At 44.6% G+C, this 21,057-nt stretch carries 11 protein-coding genes; 4 read left to right on the top strand and 7 right to left on the bottom strand.

From position 1 onward, the window contains the following. Positions 1–18: 18 nt before the first annotated feature. The gene (locus tag DW205_RS10370) at positions 19–996 is read left to right on the top strand and encodes an ATP-binding protein (protein WP_005867510.1); all 978 of its coding nucleotides are present in this window, start codon (positions 19–21) and stop codon (positions 994–996) included. On the opposite strand, the gene DW205_RS10375 is transcribed toward DW205_RS10370, so the two are convergent. Next, entirely contained in the window at positions 993–1,325 is a 333-nt protein-coding gene (locus tag DW205_RS10375; RefSeq protein WP_008777861.1) for a type II toxin-antitoxin system PemK/MazF family toxin, read from the bottom strand. The two genes, DW205_RS10370 and DW205_RS10375, sit on opposite strands and share 4 nt — an antisense overlap. A gap of 315 nt (positions 1,326–1,640) precedes the next feature. Further along, a complete protein-coding gene (locus DW205_RS10385) occupies positions 1,641–4,340 on the bottom strand; it encodes a prolyl oligopeptidase family serine peptidase (protein ID WP_008777862.1) in 2,700 nt (899 codons plus the stop codon). An 808-nt stretch (positions 4,341–5,148) separates the two neighbouring features. Here DW205_RS10385 and DW205_RS10390 point away from each other — a divergent pair. After that, on the top strand, positions 5,149–8,313 hold the full coding sequence (locus DW205_RS10390; protein ID WP_005867514.1) for a DUF6383 domain-containing protein: 3,165 nt from the start codon (positions 5,149–5,151) through the stop codon (positions 8,311–8,313). Between the two features lie 262 nt (positions 8,314–8,575). On the opposite strand, the gene DW205_RS10395 is transcribed toward DW205_RS10390, so the two are convergent. The 3 genes from DW205_RS10395 to DW205_RS10405 all read right to left on the bottom strand — a co-directional run bounded on the left by DW205_RS10395 (position 8,576) and on the right by DW205_RS10405 (position 12,788). Continuing rightward, positions 8,576–9,127 (bottom strand): hypothetical protein, encoded by a 552-nt coding sequence (locus DW205_RS10395; RefSeq protein WP_005867515.1) that lies wholly within the window; start codon positions 9,125–9,127, stop codon positions 8,576–8,578. Further along, positions 9,120–10,157, bottom strand: coding sequence for an ATP/GTP-binding protein (locus DW205_RS10400; RefSeq protein ID WP_005867516.1), 1,038 nt, complete (start codon positions 10,155–10,157; stop codon positions 9,120–9,122). Before DW205_RS10400 ends, DW205_RS10395 begins: the two co-directional genes overlap by 8 nt. A 234-nt stretch (positions 10,158–10,391) precedes the next feature. Further along, complete coding sequence (locus DW205_RS10405) at positions 10,392–12,788, bottom strand: TonB-dependent receptor (RefSeq protein ID WP_005867517.1); 2,397 nt, start codon at positions 12,786–12,788, stop codon at positions 10,392–10,394. 162 nt (positions 12,789–12,950) lie between these two features. Between DW205_RS10405 and DW205_RS10410 the strand changes: the two genes are divergently transcribed. Further along, positions 12,951–17,060 carry a hybrid sensor histidine kinase/response regulator transcription factor gene (locus DW205_RS10410; protein ID WP_005867519.1) on the top strand — a complete coding sequence of 1,370 codons (4,110 nt, stop codon included), beginning with the start codon at positions 12,951–12,953 and terminating at the stop codon, positions 17,058–17,060. Here DW205_RS10410 and DW205_RS10415 read toward each other — a convergent pair. Beyond that, positions 16,999–19,386 carry an ABC transporter permease gene (locus tag DW205_RS10415; RefSeq protein ID WP_005867520.1) on the bottom strand — a complete coding sequence of 796 codons (2,388 nt, stop codon included), beginning with the start codon at positions 19,384–19,386 and terminating at the stop codon, positions 16,999–17,001. The two genes, DW205_RS10410 and DW205_RS10415, sit on opposite strands and share 62 nt — an antisense overlap. Positions 19,387–19,599: 213 nt before the next feature. Here DW205_RS10415 and nudC point away from each other — a divergent pair, with 213 nt between their 5' ends. Then, entirely contained in the window at positions 19,600–20,373 is a 774-nt protein-coding gene (gene nudC, locus DW205_RS10420; protein WP_005867521.1) for an NAD(+) diphosphatase, read from the top strand. On the opposite strand, the gene DW205_RS10425 is transcribed toward nudC, so the two are convergent. Further along, the gene (locus DW205_RS10425; protein ID WP_005867522.1) at positions 20,344–20,949 is read right to left on the bottom strand and encodes a DUF4858 domain-containing protein; all 606 of its coding nucleotides are present in this window, start codon (positions 20,947–20,949) and stop codon (positions 20,344–20,346) included. The genes nudC and DW205_RS10425 overlap by 30 nt on opposite strands. Positions 20,950–21,057: the final 108 nt, after the last annotated feature.

Below are 21,057 nucleotides of genomic sequence, written 5' to 3' on the forward strand. Positions count from 1 at the left end.
ATTATAAGGAGAGTAACCATGGTTAACCGGAATTTATACCTGAAGATTATAGGGAGCGTTTCCTTAATCGTACTTTTTGCGTTACTTGGATCTGTATTGTTGATAACCGGTATTTCTTATTTTTTATCCTTTGTATGTCTGTGTGTTATCCTGTTGATAACTCTGTTGCTAATCCAGTGGATAAACGGTACAAATCGTAAGATCGCTATTTTCTTCGAGTCGGTTCGTAATGGGAATACAACTTTGCGATACCCGGATAAAACGAATGATCCCTTTGTAAAGGACTTATATGCGGAAATGAATCGGATTATCCTCCTATTCAGTCAAAACCAGAATGAGATGGAAGAGAAGCGCTTGTATTACGAGAGCATCTTGCGGGTACTGACGCATGAGATTCGTAATTCGATTACGCCAATCCGTTCCTTATCTGCTGATCTGTTGAAATATTCCGATACATATACTCCGGAGCAATTACGGGAAGGTTTGGAGGTTATTCATGGGCAAGCGAAAAATCTATCCGCTTTCTTGGATTCCTACCATCGTCTGACGCATCTTCCGGAGCCGGAAAGAACCGAGGTGCCTATAACCTCTTTATTTCGGAAGATGGAACGGTTGTTGTGTGCCGAGGCGGGTAGCGACCGTATTCGTTTCTCCTCTGCGGAAGCTTTAACGGTACATGCGGACCAAAACTTGATTGTGCTGGCTCTGATTAACTTGATCCGTAACGCATTACAGGCGATAGAGGGGCAAGCGGATGCCATCGTCTCCGTAGAAGCCTTGGAGGCTGATGGTAGGGTATATATAACTATAACAGACAATGGCCCCGGCATTTCTCCGGAACTATTGTCTGCTATTTTTACGCCTTTTTTCTCTACGAAGTCCGGTGGTAGCGGCATCGGTCTCAGTATCTCCCACCGCATAATGCGATTGCATGGCGGCGATTTAACCGTTGATTCCTTGCCTGGTGTCCGTACCGAGTTTCGTATGACGTTCTAGAATATGACTTTCTTGATTTTTTCAACAATCAAGTTGAAAGGCTCGGCTTTTACATGGCTGCATATTCTCACAACGTCTCGTTTTGTGTAACCTCCTATTAATTGGCAAATAACGAAGCTTTTCTTTGTTAAGTTTTTTGTTAGCATAGAGTCTTCTAAAGGAAATGTATATTGTGGATTATAGTTTTTGGAAGATATCATAGCTAGGTAAAAGAAATCTTCAGCTGCTTGCAAATCATCGTTTGAGATGACGATAGCCATGTGAGGTTTGGTTATTCCATTAGGAAATAGATAATTGACTTCTACAACATCTCGTTGATGTATTTTCATTCGATGAGATATTTGGATATATATGCTGCCATGGATTGTCTGGAATGGGCTAGAAATAAATCTTTCTCATTCATAGGACTGAAAGGTTGGCTATCGCTTTTCCTTTGGTTGGAAATGTTGTGTTTAGCCATCTTGGGCGACGAAACATTTCTAGTTGGTCTGGTTTTTGTCGTTCTCATATCTTTTGTTTTTATGTTATTGGCAAATATACGTATTTATTTCAAAAGATCTCCTGTTTAAATGGAAAAAGAGATTATGGCTAAAGCTTATGGTATAACTATCGCTTTGGCCATAATCTCTTATAAGATTGTCTGATCAATACCCCAACTCAAATGGTTGCTCTACGGCAGGTACGCCTTCGGACATCCATTTAGGCATTTTATCGTTCTTTAGGTAATGGTTGAAGAATTGGAACATGCGGCGTTGGAAATCGATGCGGTTTGCCATATGCATCGGCCAATGCGGTTCGCCTGTATAATTCAGTAACCAGCAAGGTTTACCTAACCGTTTCATGGCAACGAAATACTCGATACCTTGGTACCAAGGCACATGGCCGTCGGCATCGTTGTGCATGATCAATATTGGGGTCTGCACCTTATCCATCGTGAACAACGGCGAGTTTTCCAGATAACGAAGTGGAGAACTCCATGGCGTAGCTCCTAAACGGCTTTGTGTATGCTCGTATTGGAAAGAGCGGGCCATGCCGGAACCCCAACGGATACCGCCATAAGCGCTAAACATATTTACGACAGGCGCCCCAGACTCGATAGCGGAGAATAAATTCGTGCGAGTCGCTAAATAAGCTACTTGGTAACCTCCCCAGCTATGTCCTTGCGCACCGATCCCTTTTTCGTCGATATATCCTTTGGCGATCATCATGGTGATACCCGGCATCAAGCAGTTATAGCAGCTTTCTCCCGGATAACCATCTACATAGCGAATGTCCGGGTTGAAGATGACATATTCGTTGCTATTGTATAAGTGATAATCGATCGTAGAACGATGCGGTTCCGGCATACGGTAATTATATAAAGTCTCCGAATTCCGCTCGTAGAAGTTTACCATCATCGGGTACTTCTTGTTCGGATCAAAATTCGCCGGCTTATAAACGACACCTTCCAGTGGACGGCCGTCCAAGGAAATCCATGATACCAACTCGGCGGTACCCCAGATAAAACCTTCCTGCTGTTTGTCTCCATGCGTCAATTGCACGGATTTCTTGAACGCCAAGGTCGAATAGTGGATATCCGGGTATTGCTGGAAGGTTTCCATCGTATAGATCACGTCATCCGTATTCTTCGCCTTGTTGATAGATCGCAGCATATAATTACCCGCCAGCAAAGTCTTCGGGGCGGCAGGAGCAGAGAGGCGTGCGTTGTAGAATCCGTATCCTTTTGTGGCCTCGTTGAATCCTTTTAATAATTGCGGTTTGCCGAGGTCGATAAAGCGAGCCTCTTTATCCAGTTGTTCCAAGCGGTAGGAAAGTTTCTCCTTCCTTCCGTTCACGGTCAGGTTGATCGGTGGGGTGGCTGCGGTCGGATCGAATTTCCAGATGTCGTAACGATCATAGATCAAGAGATTTTGATCGTTCGCGGTCCAGCCGGCGGCTCCATGCGCATAAGGATAATCGGGAACGTCGTTCTCCTCGTCCCAAGCCGGAAAGCTTTCCGGAGTGGTTAGGCGATATTGCTTACCTTCCGCCAAGGCGATCGTGTACCAGCAGCTATCCGTCTCGCCATACCAATATGCATATTTACCTTGTGGGGAGAGGCGGAAACGGCCATAATCCGCTTGGGCGATTTGCTTGCGCTCCCCGTTATCCAACGATACGGTATAATAGTCGCTGCGTGTGCGGGCCTCCCACATGGAAGACAAAGAATAGGGACGGGAAGTGGAAAGGAGCGCCAAGGGTGCGTCACCCTCATTACCCAATTGGATATTCGGTAATTCCTCATTCGCCAATTGGAAGATAGAGCCGTTGCCCAGATTATAAACCGCTTGATAGCTTTTCCTTAAGTCTTTTTCCTTGTTATAATTCTGTACGGTATATTGTACGGGCTCATCCCAACTCCAAACCTGTACGTTCGGACGATTCTCGGCTAGTTGGGTCGTGTCTTTTTGCCTCGGCTCCGGTGAGGTACCGAAGAACAGACGGGAAGCGGATTTCGAGAATTGAAGCATCCCGTTCTCATTGATTACCCATTCAGCGGGGAAAGCCCTGTTTCCACGGGTGGCGATTTCTTTCGCGGGAGCGTTATGTTCGGATAGCCATAAGCTTAACGCTTTGTAAGAAGAATCTTTGTCGGCGCAATATAAGAAAGCCAGCCGTTCTCCTTTCTCGTCGAACGTGGTTTGTTTGAATACGCCTTTTCCCTCTTTGATGAGCGCCGGACTTCCTTTCTCCGGATTCAAGGTGAATATACCTGCTTCTCCTTCCGCCGCGCTCGTGTAATATAGCATACCGCTTTTCTTGGCGAATTGGAAATCCGTTACGGTCGGGAACTGGAAGGTCTTGCTTCCATCCAGCGAACGGACGTACAAAGTGGAGTCCTTCCGGCCCCTTTGATAAGCGATCCAATCTGCCTCGTCCGCTAATTTGAAGGTTTTGAGGGAGTCTATCGTCTCCTTTTTACCGGCGACGGAATAGATTACCAAGGTGTTCATCGGCATCTTGTCCTCTTTCGTCTTCAATACTTTCAGGGAATCTACCGTAGACTTTCCGGGTGTTTGCGTGACAACCAGATAACCCGAGGAAGCGGAGAACGCGAACTTATCGGCCGGAGAAAAAGTGGCGGTCTCTTGCCCTTGGGCCGCATACAAATAAACGGTAGCGTCACCTTCCCAAGGTTCCATCTTGCAAGCTACCCATTTTCCGTTGTCCGAGATCTCCCGGTCCGTGATTCGTTGCCAAGTGACTAGGTCATCGATTGTCAAGCTTTTAGAGGCGTTTTGTGCGAAGGCCGGGGAAAGACTTCCCAGACATGCTACAAAAGCCAAGTACTTTAAGTGTCTCATCGTGGTTGTATATTGATTTTGAAGCAAAGATAATGGCTTTATCAGAATCTTTATTGCTTTTGACCGGAATTTGCTTCTGGAAAAACACGTACGTGTTTCCGAGAAAACATGTACGTGTTTTTTGTAAAAGTCGTACGTGTTTTCTGGATAAGGTAATGGCGTTTTTAATGTATTGATTATCAGTGTCCTTTTTGAGCGTTCTAATGATCGCAGTTATAAGCGGCTTACAATGGGCATTATAAAGGTGTTACAATGCCTATTGTAAAGACCTTATAATGGGCATTGTGGTGATAGGAAATTCCTTTGGTCAACGGTAGGAAAAAAGGTTTGTAAGTGGTTAGTTATTCACTTCCCAAGCCGTAAGTTATTCACTAGGTATAGCCGTAAGTTATTCACTCGACAAGCCGTTAGTTATTCACTTGGGAGACCCAAAACAGGGCAGTTTATATTGAATATGTTATTTATTGTAGGAAGATTTTTAGTAAGCCTTTATTCAATGTACGCACGTACATTATATTATATACATGAAAATGAACGGTGAAAACGATCGTTTAGATTAGTCTTTTGCAAAGGTACGCGTTTCTTTGACACTTGCAACCCTTCCTTGCTATTTTTTTTGCCCCTTATCGGCTTTCTTATCAATAGAATAGAAACAACCGATTCGGCAGACGAACCTCTCTTTTTCCTCCTTTAAAAACGCAAGATCTAAACGATCGTTTAAACTAGTCGTTTCGGTATAGACGAAGGATGATTAAGGATTTGATAGATATTCAATTAACACTATTATTAATATTTAAATTTTCGATTTATGAACAGAAAGATTTCTACATTGTTTACGGCGGGTCTGCTGATGGCGGGTTCGTTGTGCGGTAGTGCTTGGGCGCAAAGTTCTATTCAGCAATTGGCTGGCTTTGTGAATGGACAGGGGACGTTTACCGCAACGCCTGCTACGGAATTGAAGGCTGGACACCAGTATGTATTTGTTAATGATCAGACGAATAATGAGGCTTATGGTCATGAGCTATCGGGTAGCACCATTACAGAGTCTACGATAGGATTATCTACGCCTCTTGCTGATAATGATGATGTTAAACAGTATGTTTGGACTGTTGGCATAACTGAATCTCCGAAAGGCTTCTTCTCTTACAATTTTACGAATGTTGAGACAGGAAAGCTTTTAAGGGTTAATGTCGGCTTTACGGCTATAGAGAAAAACACGAAAGTAGAGGATAAGAATACGAATAAGGATTTCGTATTTGATGGATCTTCTGTTTCTGCTCTTACGGGAGGTGCATATTCTGGCACGAATAACAATTTGTATATTTATTCATCTTCTACTCCTCTCAACGGCTTGAATTGGGGTAGTAATGTGTCAACAGTATCTACGACGATTGCGGCTCCGATCTTTTACGAGGTTAAGTCTGAGTTGTTGACGAATTCAGAGGAATTGAACGCATTGTACAATACATCTGGTTTCTCTTTCGTTTCTAAACGTCTTAAAGATCAAGGTGAAGAACCTATCGGTAACTTGTTTAACGACAAAATGGTGGTAGCTCGTTATTTGGCTCGCCCAATTACGATTGATGCTACACAATACCCGGGGTATTCAGGATCTTCTTCAGACTTGCAGATTCCTGCCGGTATGTACTTCTTTACGAAAAATGCTCCAGCTTTAGATAATAGTGACCAAGTGGTTAGGGACTATAATGCGTGGTTGAACGCTACGGTTTTGGTTGCAAGCTCTACAGAGACAATGGAGGGAACGAACGCCGGACGTGCGAATGGTGATGGTTTCTCTTTGGTAGAGAAGGAAATTGGTGACTTGAACCTGTATGTAGGAACAGGTGCGGCTTGGAAGACACAAGGTGACGAGATTTCTATCCATAACGCTTGTTTCCGTGTTCAAAAGAGTTACGTGGAATCTTATCCGTATGAGTTGAATCTGGATCGTTTCCGTTTCAGAATACAAGGTAGCAAGGCCGATCATAAGGATGCTCAAATCAAGTTGGAGATTTTGCAGCATAATGATAATTTCTACTTGACTACGATCTCTAACACTTCAGACAAGACGGATAAGTTCATCTTTAAGTTGGGCGTTGCCGGTACGAAGAAAGGTATCGAGTTGTTGAACAAGGAGGCTAAGGCAGCTGTTTATACGATCCGTGTATTGAGCGGTAAGCAAGGGGATGTGAAGAGCGTATATGGAAAATATTTGACTTCTGCGGTCGATAATGGTAGTTTTGAGCTTGTCGCAAAAGCGAAGGTGTTGTCACAGACAGAGACTCCGGCTTATCAATGGATGATTACAAGCGTGGATGATACTTATAAGATCACTTTCACGAATCGTGAGACAGGTGATCATTTCCTTACGACATTGTTCCCTAAAACAGATTTGGGTGAGAATGTATATGAGACAGCTGTTCCTTCAACTCGGGATATCACTCCTATCTATGTTGATGAGAATACCTACCGTGAGACTGCTTCGACTCAGACCGTAGAGTTTAAGCGTCTGTTAGTGGAGTTGACGAAAGTAGAAGAAGTTGATCCATACGCAGGTTTCTTGAACGTAGATGACCAGACTTTGGTAACAATGGCTTTCGCTCGCGACAACAACGTGACTTCCAATAAATGGTATACCGCTGTTACAAAAGACAATAATAGTAATGTCTACAAATTGAATGCTGATGGTAAGTTCGCCAACAGCGTATCCGATGCCGCTCAATGGCAATTGATCAAAGACGAGGCTCCGAAGACGATCATCGAGAGTAGCTTCGTTTACAATAGAGGTAACCACGTGACCGTACAGGCTAAGGGCGATAAAGGCTATGCTTATGCTTATCAATTGCGCTATATCAATGATGGTATAGAGACTAATGCCTATTTCCCGCAAGGTACAGATACTAGTACCCATGTTAACGGTGCAGACGTTATGGCTACGGCAGATGCGGCTAAGTTCGTTATTAAACAAGCTGCTGATGGCTCTGTTTATTTGATTCCTGTATCAAGTACGAATGCGAATGTTACAACTGTATTTGGCAAGACTACGAAATCAGTAGTAGCTGTTAAGTATAACAATGACGAGTATGTGTATACAACTCCATCCGTAGTTTATGCATTGCCGGGTAATAATCAAGACATGACATTAAAGACTTACTTGATCGAGGAAGCTCCGGAAATCAGCTATCCCGCTAAGAATGGCCATATCTCATTGGTAAGCGAGTTAGGCAACTATATCTCCTTGAACGAGAACCAAGAGGGTATCGTAGTGAATAATGAGCAATACTCATTCTATTTGCGCGTAACCGATACGAAAGCGATCGTTCCTTCTTTCTATATCTCTAAGGGTACGGAAGATCCTAATAGAAGCTTGTTCTTGTTCAATCCGAAGGATTCTGTGGACTATTATGTAGCGGACGGCATGTACGACAAGAAATATGAATGGGCTGAAAAAGCTACTAAGGCTATCTTCAAGTCTGCTTCTATCGAGGCAAACAACGATACGATCTCTACGGTAGTAAAGGGTAAGGAAGTGAAAGTTGCGAAAAATGCTGACGACGAAGGCGTATTAGGCGGCTTGGATAACTTCAAGGTTCAGATTATCCAATGCGCTGACGATGAGGGTATGTATGTGATCCGTTCCGTTAAGGAGAAAGATCGTTACTTATATGGCCTCAACGACAAATTGGCTTGGGGTACTGATAAGAATAGCGCCATGAAGTTCACGATCACTGCTGGTGATCCTACTTCCAACGAGTCTGTAGCTGATGGCGCTGCCGGTGTTAAGGTAATAGGTGGCAATGGTATCGTAGAGATCCAAGGCGCAGCCGGTAAGAAGGTGGTTATCTCTAATATCTTAGGTAAGGTAGTAGCCGAGACTATTCTTGCTTCCGACAACGCTACGATCGCTGTTCCTGCTGGAATCATCGCAGTAGCCGTAGAAGGCGAGAACGCTGTTAAGACAATAGTTAAATAAAAATATAATGACGATATTAAGTTCCCGTGAGGGCCTCGGCCCAAGTATCCCGTGAGGGCGAACAAGCGGGAATGGATTAATATTAATACTAAAGTAATAAATTAAAGTTCATCCCTTAGTACTTCCGTGAGGAAGGAAAGCGGGAAAAGAATTAGCCCCGGTCGTTTATTCGATCGGGGCTTACTTTTGGGGAATCCACAGAAGAGAAAAAGACGGACTAATAAAAGACCGGCAACAAAGGTCACTAAAGTTTGCCGGGAGATTACACGAACAAGATTTCCGTATCCGGCAAGACAGCAGAGATATTTTCAATCGGATTGATGGAAATTTTAGCCGCATGTAACCATGCCAACTTTTGCTTTAATTTTTGCATCCAGACACTCATACGGGCTTTGTGTTCTTTTTCACCAGCAATGTCCAGTTCTATACAGGCAATAATGACTATCTTTTTCTGATTATCAAGTAGCAACTGATTAATCCGGGTAAAAAAATCCTCATCATTGGTCGAAAAACGAGCAGAATTAGTTACCGTGGCGATTGTGTCCCTAACTTTGACAGCAATCCTGCGCATTAATTCCTCGCCTTTTGCCTGAAGCACTTCCTGAGTCTCTGCATCGTGTGTATGCCCTCTGTAATTCTTTACTTCTACCAAAAACAACTGTCTGTTGTCATGAATACCTAAAAAGTCCACCGCTTTGGTAGGCTGCAAGGCATTGCTTACTTTTTTGTGCGCCAAATGTTCGTCGTACTTGACAACGTTCCATTTGGGAGATTGAAACTTGAAGTTTATGCCGCTTTCCTGAAAATTACTCATATTTGCTGATGAATTGTTGTTCCAAGTCGTAAAAGGCTGCATATTCCTCCAGAATCGGATTGCTCTGTATGCCTGCCAAGGTTTCGCTTTCCTCTACAATGATTCCCTTGCCTTCTTTTTTCAGCCCAAAGAATTTGACAGATACACCGGTGTGTTCTTTATACTCGGAATAAAGAGAAAGCGTATGTGTAAGCAAATAATCGTGTGTAGCGATGAAAATCTGCAAACCACATTCCTGAAGCACAAGGATGAACTTCGACACCACTTTGATAAGAGCCGGGTTCAAATTGGCTTCCGGCTCATCCCAGAACAGAATGGTGTTCGCATTAATTTCCCCATTCAGTATGAGGTATAAGATAGAGGCCAACTTGCGAAGACCTTCTGCCACCAAATGCGCTTCCATATTACCACTTTCCGTCTGTATATAGAAACGTCCGTTCATCTGCAGCACCTTGAACTGCAATTCCCGTTCCAACAACTCAACAGCCGGTCTCAACGGATTATCTTCAGACTCACGCAATACGGGGAGAGCCAATGCGTGTGCTAGATTGATGTAGGTCTGGTCGAATGAAATCTCACGCTTACTGCTCAAACCGATAAAACCCTCGAACAAAGAGAACATTTCACGAGGAGGGATGTAGATGAAATGACGGTCGTTCCACTTCTCGTCCGTTTCCAATTTCACAGTCGTCTTGGCTGCAGAGGAAAAGCTATATTGCAATACCTTGCTATCTATCGTAACCGCAATGTTCGCCCTACCGGAAGGTAGTCCTTTGCTGACCAAATTGCCGATGATGTCCGGCTTGAAATAATAGATCATATCTTCCGCCAAGATATACTCAAACTGCTCTTTGGAAGCAGAGTTCTTGCCGAGGAAGTCGTGACGTGCCTGCAAGGTGGCAGCCAAGCATTTAAGCACGTGTGTCTTGCCGGTACCATTCTTGCCGATGAGGACATTTACTCCTTCGGTGAAATCGAAACGATTGTTTGCAAAGCCCGTGAAATTAGTCAGTAATATGCTGTTAATCATTGAATATACCTCATTTTTAACTAAGTGTTCACAAAAGTAACTTAAAATTGGAAAGTAACAAAGTTGGATTCAAAAAAGTTACAGTTACCCAATGATGTATTCTATCCTCGGTAAACAAGATATAAGGACCACTACGTTTATCTCGTTGGCAAAGTAAGTTAACTTACTTGGGCATTTTAATTAGCTTACTTTGCCAACGAAGCTAGCTTACTTTGAAAGTAGGGTAATTCGGTATTAATGATTCGTCCCCTCGAATAAATCCTTTGAATTGTTGGATAAGCCATTCTTTAGCTTGAACTGGTTGAACGTATAGCTAAGGGTCAAGCCTATCAACGGGTAATCGGGCCGGATTCGTGTTTTGGAAATCAAGTTCGAGGAAGTGATCGTATTGACATAACGGGCCGTATTGAAGACATCCCGGAAAGAGAGGGTGGCCGTCAACTTCCGTTTGAAGAATTGTTGCCGTATCGCTAGGTTGACAAACCAGAACGACTGGGTTCTTCCTTGGGTGGTTACGGAAGGACCTACGAAATTGCCGTCAAGCTGTATCCTTGTGTATTTCCCGGCCGTGAAAGCGTTGTTCCAAGCGATCTCGTAATTGGTACTGGTCTCATTCTTTCCGTCCGTCTTATACTCGTTCTCTACCCGGTAGTGATAAAGGCTACCGTTTATTTGCGTATTCCACCAACTGGTGGCCTGCAAACTGCCCGATAGTTCTATTCCGGTGGAATAATCATGTCCCACGTTCGCCATGGAATCCAAGGTAACCCCGGCTTGGTAAGGAACCCGTAATCGTTCGATCTTGTCTTTGCGGGTTCGGTGGAATAGGGAGGCAGACAAGGCATTGTCGCCGGAAGTCAAGGAATAATTCAACTCGAAAGAATGAATGTACTCCGGGCGTATATCCGGGTTACCGATCTCGGCTGTATAGTAATCCTTGTAAGTGATGTATGGCTCCATGAAATAAAGCTCCGGTCGGGTCGTACGACGGCTGTAAGCGAATAGAAGCTTCTGATTTTGTGTGAGGTTATAACCGATATGGGCGGATGGGAACAACTCAAAACGCTTTTGTAGGCGGTTCGCCCAATCTTTGGAGCTACGTAATACTTGATGCGTATGTTCTCCCCGTAATCCTACTTGAAAATCAAAAGACCGGTAGCTATCCCCAACGATCGCATAAAGGGAGTTGATCCCTTGTTGGAAATAGAACGTGTTGTAAATATCGTCACGCCAGAAGAACTCTTTGGTATCCGGGTTCCAAAACTGCATACTATAATCGCCGTCTTCCGAGTATGAGAAATATTGATAACCCGCCTTGATTTGCCCGGTTTTGCTGTATGGAAATACATAATCGGCTTTCGCACGGACGGTCCAACGATGTTCGGCCTCCCACGCACGATGACCTTGCTGGCGTACGTTGTTTTTGTCGAACAGATCGCTTTGGAAATATTCCAGAGCGTCGCCTCCATATTTCAAGAAGAAGCTACCGCTAAGGTTATGCCCCTTATCATTGAACTTATGATCCACGGCCAGATTCCCTAGTCCGAAAGTCTCATGGATATCAAAGTCGTCAAGGCTCTTGAACTCTCCGTTCTCGAATTGCTCGCCATTAGCGGAACGTTCTTCCGTATATTCCAGATCCCCTTTTCGCTTGAGTCCGGCATATCCGCCTTCCGCGTTAATAGAAAAAGTCGTTTGTTTTTGCGTATAGCTCCAACCTCCGTTGAGAATATATGCGTAGCCGTTACTTTCACGGGGGCCATTGGAATAAGAAGTCGTTGTCGTATCGTTTACCAACGTCGTTTTCTCTTGGGTAAAATGACTTTTACGAAGTCGGTTTCCCACATAACCGCCTATACGCCATTGAGACGCCTTGTTTTGTCCGGTCAACAAGAAATCCAAGGTCCGGCTCCATACCGTATTCCCGCTTAGGTTGATTACTCCGCTCAACCCTTCCCCGAAGTTCTTCTTGGTAATGACATTGATGATCCCGACATCACCCCCTGTATCATGTTGGGCGGACGGGGTGGTGATGATCTCTATATTCTGGATTTGTCCGGACGGGATCTGTTCCAAGGCTTGGGTCCCGGTAAATATACTGGGCTTTCCATCTACGTAGACTGTGAATCCGCTACTCCCCCGGAAGGTAACCTCTCCCTCGGCGTTCACCCGGATGGAAGGCGTGTTCTCTAGGATATCGACAGCGGTTCCTCCCGAGGAAAGCAGGTTGGAAGAAGCCTCGATGATCTTTTTATCCAGTTTATAGATGACTTGTTTCTTGTTGGCTACGACCTCCACTTCCTGTAAGCCTACCTCAAGCATTCGCATCGGGATAGTACCCAGATCCTTGATCTGCTCTGTAAGGATAAACTCCTCTCCCATATAAACATCATATCCCAGAAAATGGATACGGATCGAATACGTTCCCGGTTTTACGGGCTGGATTAGAAAAGAACCGTTCGCTTCAGTCATAGCTTCTTCGACGATATGATTTCCATCATATAATACAACGTGAGCGTAGTCTAATGCCTTACGGGTGGTTTGATCGATTACGATTCCTTTAATACCCGGATTCGCATGGATAGATAGTAGCACGCTAAGGAATACTAGCGATAGAAAAAGTTTTCTCATATTTTACATTCGTTTTAGAATTGATACCGCAAAGCTAGGGAAATAGGGAGGGAGCGGGCCGGACATATGTTTCATAATACCGTACAAATCGTTCAATCTTTCTGTTTTCTGTGATTTTCACCCACTTAATCTTTATATTTGGGGCATTAATCAGATGAATGGATGAGAATATACCTTTTACTGCTGTTTGTACTTATGATAACGAGAGCGCAAGCTACCAACGTTATTTTTGACCGGATAACAATGGATAGCGGGCTTTCTTCTTCTTCGGTGACCTCTATTTTGAAGGATCGTACCGGGTATGTCTGGGTCGGGACGACTGAAGGCTTGAACCGCTACGATGGATATACGTTTAAAGTATTCTTGCCCGTACCGGATTGTCCGGAAAGTATACAAAGCAGTTCTATCGATAAATTATTCGAGGATTCAGATGGAGGTATCTGGATCTTTTTTTCCTCGGGTGGGATTAGCCGTTATGACAGAGGTTCGGATACATTTTTGAATTTCACGAAAGAATGGCTTCGACAACAGTTACGTGTGTATGGTAGTCCTACTTGTTTCTCGGCCTCCGTTCCGGGACATATCTTTATAGGTACGGAGAACGGGATGTTGGAGTATGATGCTAAAGAGAAGAAATTGGTACGCCTTTCGCCGGCGGGTTCGGTAGTCTCGTCGTCTCCTGTGAATTGTTTGTATTCGGCGCCGGATCATTCGTTTTGGGTAGGGACTTTAGCTGGTTTTAGTTTGTATGACAAAGAAACAAACCACTTTCAAGATTATACGATACGGACAAATGACCGGGAGGATATCAATGCCGGCAATTTGAATGGCGTTAACGCGATCTATATCGACCGGTTTGATTATATGTGGTTAGGTACGGGACGTGAAGGGGCTTTTCGTTCGCTTGATATGGGAGAGCGAGAGATCTTCCAATCTGTCGGTCGTGAGGATACTCGGGTATATCAATTCTTGGAGACCGGTGATGGTGATTTCTGGATCGGACATAATAAGGGGGTAAGCTTGATTAGCCGGATGAACCGGCTTGCCTTGCGATGTGAGCATTTCTTTGACCGGCCGGAGGATCTGGAACCTACGGGAGAATGCCAAGTGCGATCCATCTTCGAGAGTAAGGACGGAACGGTCTGGTTTGATGATAGCCGTTTCAATCAAGGTCTTTTTTATTATTCTCCGAAGGAGAGGAAAATGGGACAGTTGAGGAACGTGCCGGAAGACGCACATTCTATCAGCAGTAACCAGATTACCTGTTTGTTTCTGGATGACTCGGATCATCTGTGGGCGGGGCATTCCACGTATGGGGTGAGCCATGCGGATTTAACACCTTCCTTGTTTCGATATACCTTGGGATACACGGAAAAAGAGAATCTGTCTTCTCTTCATATCCTAGCCGTTTATGAGGATTCGGACCTGAATCTTTGGGTTGCGACCTCTAGGGGATTAGATCGGATTAACCATAAGACTTCCCGGGTAGATATGCGTTTTACCTTCTCACCCCGAAAAAGTCCGTCCTCTTTATCCGGAAAGATTATAGGTTCTATCCGTGAGGATTCGGAGCGGAACCTATGGATCAGTTATCAAGACGCCAACCCGGACCGGTTGAATCTGGATGATTTCCGAATCCGCCCTTTTATACCGGATTACCAAGTCTCTTATGATTATCCGATCAACTCGTTGTCGGAGTTATGTAACTTATGCGTGAGCGAAGAATCTTGGTTTTGGGGAGGAGCGGATGAGGGGCGGCTTCGGGTGTGGGATACGAAGACGAGAGCACTTATCACGTATCGATATATACCGGGTGAGATGAATCCCCTTGCGTCGAATCATATTCATTGTCTGTTTGTGGACTCTTCCGGTTATTTGTGGATCGGTACGAATGCGGGGTTGGATCAATACGACAAGCGAACCGGGCGATTTGATCATTTCACGGTACAGGATGGCTTATCGGGAAATATCGTACGAGGAATCCGTGAAGGTGAGCCGGGCATCCTGTTTGTCAGCACGAATAAAGGGCTGAGTCGCTTGGATATACAAAACCGGCATATCGTTAATTATACGACGGCAAACGGTTTATTATCGAATGAGTTTATGGGTGGCGCTTGCTGTAAGCGCAAATCGGGTGAACTTGTATTTGGCAGTAATGAGGGGATCGTTTCTTTTGATCCCGTTCAGTTAACGGACGGTTTGAGAAAAATACCTGAGTCTCTGCGAATCACGAACCTCACGATCGGAGACTCACGTGAGAAGCAAGGTTTACAGGTGGGTTTTATCGCGTTCGATTATTCTCATCCCCGTAGTATCCGATACCGGTATCGTCTGGATGGATATGATACGGATTGGCGGGAGGTGGACGCCAGCGATCGTACGGCTATATATAACCGCCTACCACCGGGAAACTATGTGTTTCGGGTGGAAACTTCCGGCAATGGTTCCTATTGGAGCGCTCCCATTACCGAACCTGTCAGGATCTTTCCTCCTTGGTGGCGGACGTGGTGGTTTATTTTGCTGGTATTCGTGGTTGTATGCGTACTGTTGTATATCGCCTATAAGAGCCGGGTGCGCTGGTATCAGCTTCGCCAAGCCGAGTTGGAGCGTAAGATACAAGAACGTACACGGCTGTTGAAACAGGCCAAGCAAGAACTGGAGGAAAAAGATGCGTTGAAAACTCGTTTCTTTATGAATGTCTCTCATGAGCTTCGTACCCCTCTGACGATAATCAAGGGATTGACGGAGGATCTGGAACGGCATTCCGGTTCAGAAGAATCTTGTGGAGATAAAGAAACTTTGCGTACGATCTCCCGGAATACCAATCGCTTGATTCGGCATGTCAATGAATTACTGGATTTATCGGTATTGACCCGGGGAGTTCCTTCCCCGCATATTGTTTGTGCGGATCTCAGTCGATTCTTAAAGGAGATTTCGGAAACCTTTATTCCTTTGGCCGATTCCTATAAAATTGCGTTTACGTATTCGATTGCCCCGGATATCTCAATCGCTTATTTTGACAAGAATATCCTAGAGCAGGTTCTATATAATTTACTGTCGAACGCATTTAAGTATACGCCGGATGGTGGTTCGGTAAGCTTTTCCGCTTTATTGGAGCAAAGCTCATCCGATGCGGTCATGACTTTACGAATTACGGATAGTGGAATCGGCATTCCCCCCGAATCGTTACCGTATATTTTTGATCAATATTATAAGGGGGAATCGATAGCGTTTCGCCGCTCGGAGAGTTCGGGGATCGGCCTTGCGTACACAAAAGAGCTATTGGAGTTACATAAGGCAACCATTCAATGTGAGAGTGAATTGGGGAAAGGTTCTGTTTTTACGGTTGCCTTGCCTATATCGGAAGAGGCTTATCCTGAGGAGTGGTTGGAGTATTCGGAACCTAAAATGGAAGAGGCATCTTTGCGGGAATCAGTTCCATTGGAAGGAACAAACCCGGTCCCGGAGAATCTACGACAAACGCTTTTGTTTGTAGAGGATAATGAGGATCTATGTCGTTATTTGATGAATGCTTTTCAAACGGATTACCGGGTCGTGATAGCGAAAAACGGAAAGGTCGGCTTGGAGAAAGCCATGGAGATCCTACCGGACGTGATTGTCTCGGATGTAATGATGCCGGTCATGAATGGGATTGAATGTTGTGAGGCTTTGAAAATGGATGAACGGACGGCCCATATACCGGTTATCCTATTGACTGCTTTAGCGGAAGAACGTCAACAATTGGAAGGGTATGGAGCCGGAGCGGATGATTATCTGCCTAAACCGTTCAGTCTTGCTGTCCTAAAAGCGAAGATCAAGAATCTGCTCAAACGTAGTGAGCAACTAAAGTTATATTTCAGGGATCGGTTCGACTTGCGTACTCCGGAGCAAACCATCGCCGATCCGGATAAGGAATTTCTTTCGAAAGTGACAAAGGTCGTTCTGGCTCATTTGCAGGACCCGGAGTTTGATGTAGAGCTTTTCTGTTCCGAGATGGCGATGAGCCGTGCCAGCTTATTTCGGAAATTAAAGTCTACTACCGGTTGCTCCGCTTCCTCATTCACCCGTAATATACGTATAAAGCGTGCCGCCGAGTTATTGGGGCAGCACGCTTATTCGATCGGGGAGGTAGCTGCTCAGGTCGGCTTCTCCGATCCGAACTATTTTACCCGTTGCTTTAAAGAAATTTACGGGATCACTCCGAGTGAGTTTATTCAGACTTCACCGAGTTCACAGGATTCTCATTCGCCGCTTGCCAGTTCCGGAAAGTAACGGTACCGATCGTAACCGAGAGAATGATTAGGAAAGCTACGATGAAGACCCAAAGATGGAGTGGTGTTTTATAAGCGAAATTCTCTAGCCACTGTTGTGTTCCTATCCATGCTATTGGGATCGAGATGATGAAGCAAACGGAGACGATCTGGATATAAGTCTTGTTGAACATCAAAAGAATCTGTCCGGTAGTCGCTCCGTTGATCTTGCGGATGCCGATCTCTTTCCGGCGGTATTGCGTCTCAAATAGCACGAGTCCGAATACACCTACGATAGAGATCAAGATCGCCATTATTCCGAATAGGGAGATGAGTTTACCCAGTGTTTGTTCTTTCTGATATAAATTGTTTAAGATGGTGTTGTAGAAAGAGATCTCGAAAGGGAAAGTCGGATCGATCTCTTTCAATGTTTCCCGGACGTGGGCGACAGCTTCCTGTAAATTCGTTTTCGAATTGAAGCGGATATAGGATACCAATTTAGGATTGGGTATATCGTTATTCAATGCGAATACGAAAGGCGAGCTTGCGATCCGGCAAGAGTTAAACCGAAAATCCTTGCTGACTCCTAGAACCGTACGATCATTGAAACGATCTCCGGGATGTAAGTGGAAATCCCGCTCTGCCGCCGGATTGATGATATAATCACTTTGTGCCTTGTTTAAATCCTCCCGTGTAAAATCCCTTCCTTCCTCTACTTGGATATCCATGACGGAAAGGAAATTCTCGGAGGCATAGAATACCTTGAAGAATACATCCTTATCTTCATGACGGGCATATTCGAGATCGATCATGTCATCTTCTTTCGATAATTCGTAGACGGAGAAGGCCACATCCTCTATTCCCGGATAATCTTTAAGTTTCTGGATATATTGGGGCTTATGCTTGGCGTAGATCTCCGGTGTCAGGTTCACGATGGCTACTTGGTCTTTATTGAATCCTAGTTGCTCGCTAGAGGTCATGAAATGGTTCTGAAGTCCCATGAATAAGGTGACAATAATCAAGGCGATCGATACCGTGTATTGGAAACCGATCAGGGCGACACGTACTTTTTTCCCTTTGGGACTAAGACCGAAAGAGCCCTTTAGTACCAAGGCTGGCGCATAGGAGGTACTTCGTATAGCTGGATAAAGTCCCGCCAAGCAACCTGTCAAGATAGCGATCAGTGCTGTGAGAAGGATCAGGGCTTTGTATTGACTAAGACGTATATCCGCATCTACCCAATTAGCGATCGGTGTGTAAGACAAATCGTTTACGATGAATAAGGCGAGAATGTAGGATATCAAGCAGATCACGATCGATTCGATAAGTGAGATGGCTCGTAACTTATAGATGGAGCATCCTAATACCCGGTGCGTATTGATCGTTTTCAATCGTAAGGGAATCAACGAGGTTGTGAGATTGGTAAAATTGATTCCGGCGATGAATAAGATGAGGAAAGCGATACCCAGTAACACATAATTTGTCTCCCGGTGACCTTTCGGATTAAAGTCGAAAGTTGTATCATGTGTGTAATAAACATCCTTTAAGGGGGTTAGACGTAATGCGATCTCTTGCGCTGAACCCATTTGGCTTTTAGCGAAATCGAAAGTCTTGTTGAAATGATCCAATACCTCCTCTTTATTTAGGGGATCGTCTAGCGTGACGTATATTTCGTTGGCATACATTTGCCAAGAACTTTTTAATAGATCCAGTTGGTCCATCGGGACGTAAATACGGTTTTGTACTGTAGTATTTCCCGGGAAATCCTTATAGACACCCCCAATAGTAAGTATCGTGGTACTTACAGGTTGCCAGCCACTACTGCCGGACATCCGGATACGTTTACCGATAGCGGATTGTTTGTCGAACAGCCTTTTGGCGACACTCTCCGGAATGAGTACGGAGCCGGGAATGGATAGGCATTCGACGGAACCTTCTTTCATGTGGAAATCAAAGACATCTGAGATATTGGGTAGACAAAGCTGGAAGTTTTCCTTAAAGACTTTCGCTTCTCCTTGATCGTCTACCTCGTCGATTTGGCAATACCGTTCTCCTCCGTAGAATGGATAACGGTAGGAGTAATCCGTGATATGAGCGGATGAGTTAACAAAAGCATCGCTAAACATTAGGCAATGGATGGCGTTATGCTCGAATTCTCCGTGATTTGCCTCTAGCCGGAAGGTTCGGCCCGATTTACTGTGCATGGCATCGTAATTCATCTCGTAATCCACCTGCATTACTATCAGGAGGAAGGCGGCGAAAGCGATTGTCAAGCCGAAGAGGTTTAACACGACGGCGGTCTTAAACCGCTTGAATAGATAAAGTAAGTTTCGAATCATTAGTTTCATTGTAACAGGTTTTAAATATATTCATTTTTTAGAAAAGATGCAAATAATGTGCCATCGATGTAACGTTCTGCTAATCATAAGATAATAGAAAAATGCTTAGAAACGATTGTGTGTGCCTTCGCACGGTGCACGTTCGCTTTCGCACGTTATTTGATTTTAATTCGTAAGTTCGCGGATGTTTTAAATACAGAAAGATAATTCGGAAATATCAGCATGGAAACTTCAAATAGACTCTGTTATTGGTTCCTTTTTTATAAAGACCAACTGTTGCTTCAGAAAGAGAATGATACGTATACCATCCCTTATGGCGAGAATCCCCCAGTTCCGGTTTCTCATACGCTAGAGGTTGATTACCGGGATGGACTTCCCGCACGTACGGCAGAATTGGATACTCCGGTGGAGGGGAATGACCGTTACGTACATATGGGGTTGCGTGCCTCTTGGGATTATATCTCGAGAGCGTGTTACGAGAAGGCGGGTAAGGCTTTTCAATTGCTTTATTGGGATAGCCATAGCCGTTTCTGCCCGGTATGTGGTACTCCTACCGTACAGACTACGTCGATCATGAAGCAATGTCCTTCTTGCAAACATGAGATTTATCCGACAATCTCAGCAGCGATGATCGTCTTGATCCGTAAGGAGGATTCGATTCTTTTGGTACATGCCCGTAATTTCCGGGGAACTTTCCATGGATTAGTGGCCGGATTCTTAGAAGTTGGCGAGACCTTGGAAGAGTGTGTGCGTCGGGAGGTCCGTGAGGAAACGGGTTTAGAGGTCGATAATATCACTTATTTCGGAAACCAACCCTGGCCTTATCCGAGTGGCTTGATGGTAGGCTTTGTAGCGGATTATGTAAGTGGGGAAATTAAGTTGCAGGATGAGGAACTAAGTTCTGGTGCCTTCTATACCAAAGATAACTTACCGGAGATCCCCCGTAAGTTGAGCTTGGCCCGTAAGCTAATCGATTGGTGGTTGGATCATCAATGAGGAGTCCTTTTTTGCGGCCTCTGCCTGTTGTCTTTCGAATTTCTTCCTTTTAGAGATGACATCTGGGGTAGGGAGGTTACCGTAGTTTTGCCAAGTTCCGTTGCGTTTTGCGTTGCGTTTATGGACATATGTTTTCCGGCTGGTCATCCTTCCTAGATCGAAGGTAGCTAGTGAGGTACGACCACTGGACGGAGTCCTTTTCAATTCATCTAAGATAGATTGATAGACAGGCAGTATCTTTTTATACGGTGGATTATGTCGCCAGAATACCGATGGCGGTAAATCCTTCAATGCTACTTTTCGGTGTGTCGTATCGTCTTGTTGGATATATTCTGAGAAATCTTTGGTGATAGGGATATTGCTGGGAGCGGCCAGTTGAGGTTTCCCCATCGGTTTTCTTGGTTCCGGGTTGAGGAAAGAACCGCTTTGGATTGCTTTTTGGAATTCAGGGTTCAATTTGATGGAATCTTTGCCTGCTAATACATCCTTTAGCCAGATCGAATCTTGCTCAGTCCATTGCGCATAGCCTAAGTGTATATTTATACAGACGAAAAATCCAATCAATAGTGGTCTCATGAATGCCTGAATTGTTAATTGTGTTCAAAGATAGTCTTCCTTCTTTCTCCTCGTTTTTTCTTTCGCTTAAATAGTCTTACCGTTTACTTAATCTTAACCCTCTTTGCG

It is taken from the genome of Parabacteroides sp. AM17-47, assembly GCF_003434625.1.
Lineage (GTDB): Bacteria > Bacteroidota > Bacteroidia > Bacteroidales > Tannerellaceae > Parabacteroides > Parabacteroides distasonis.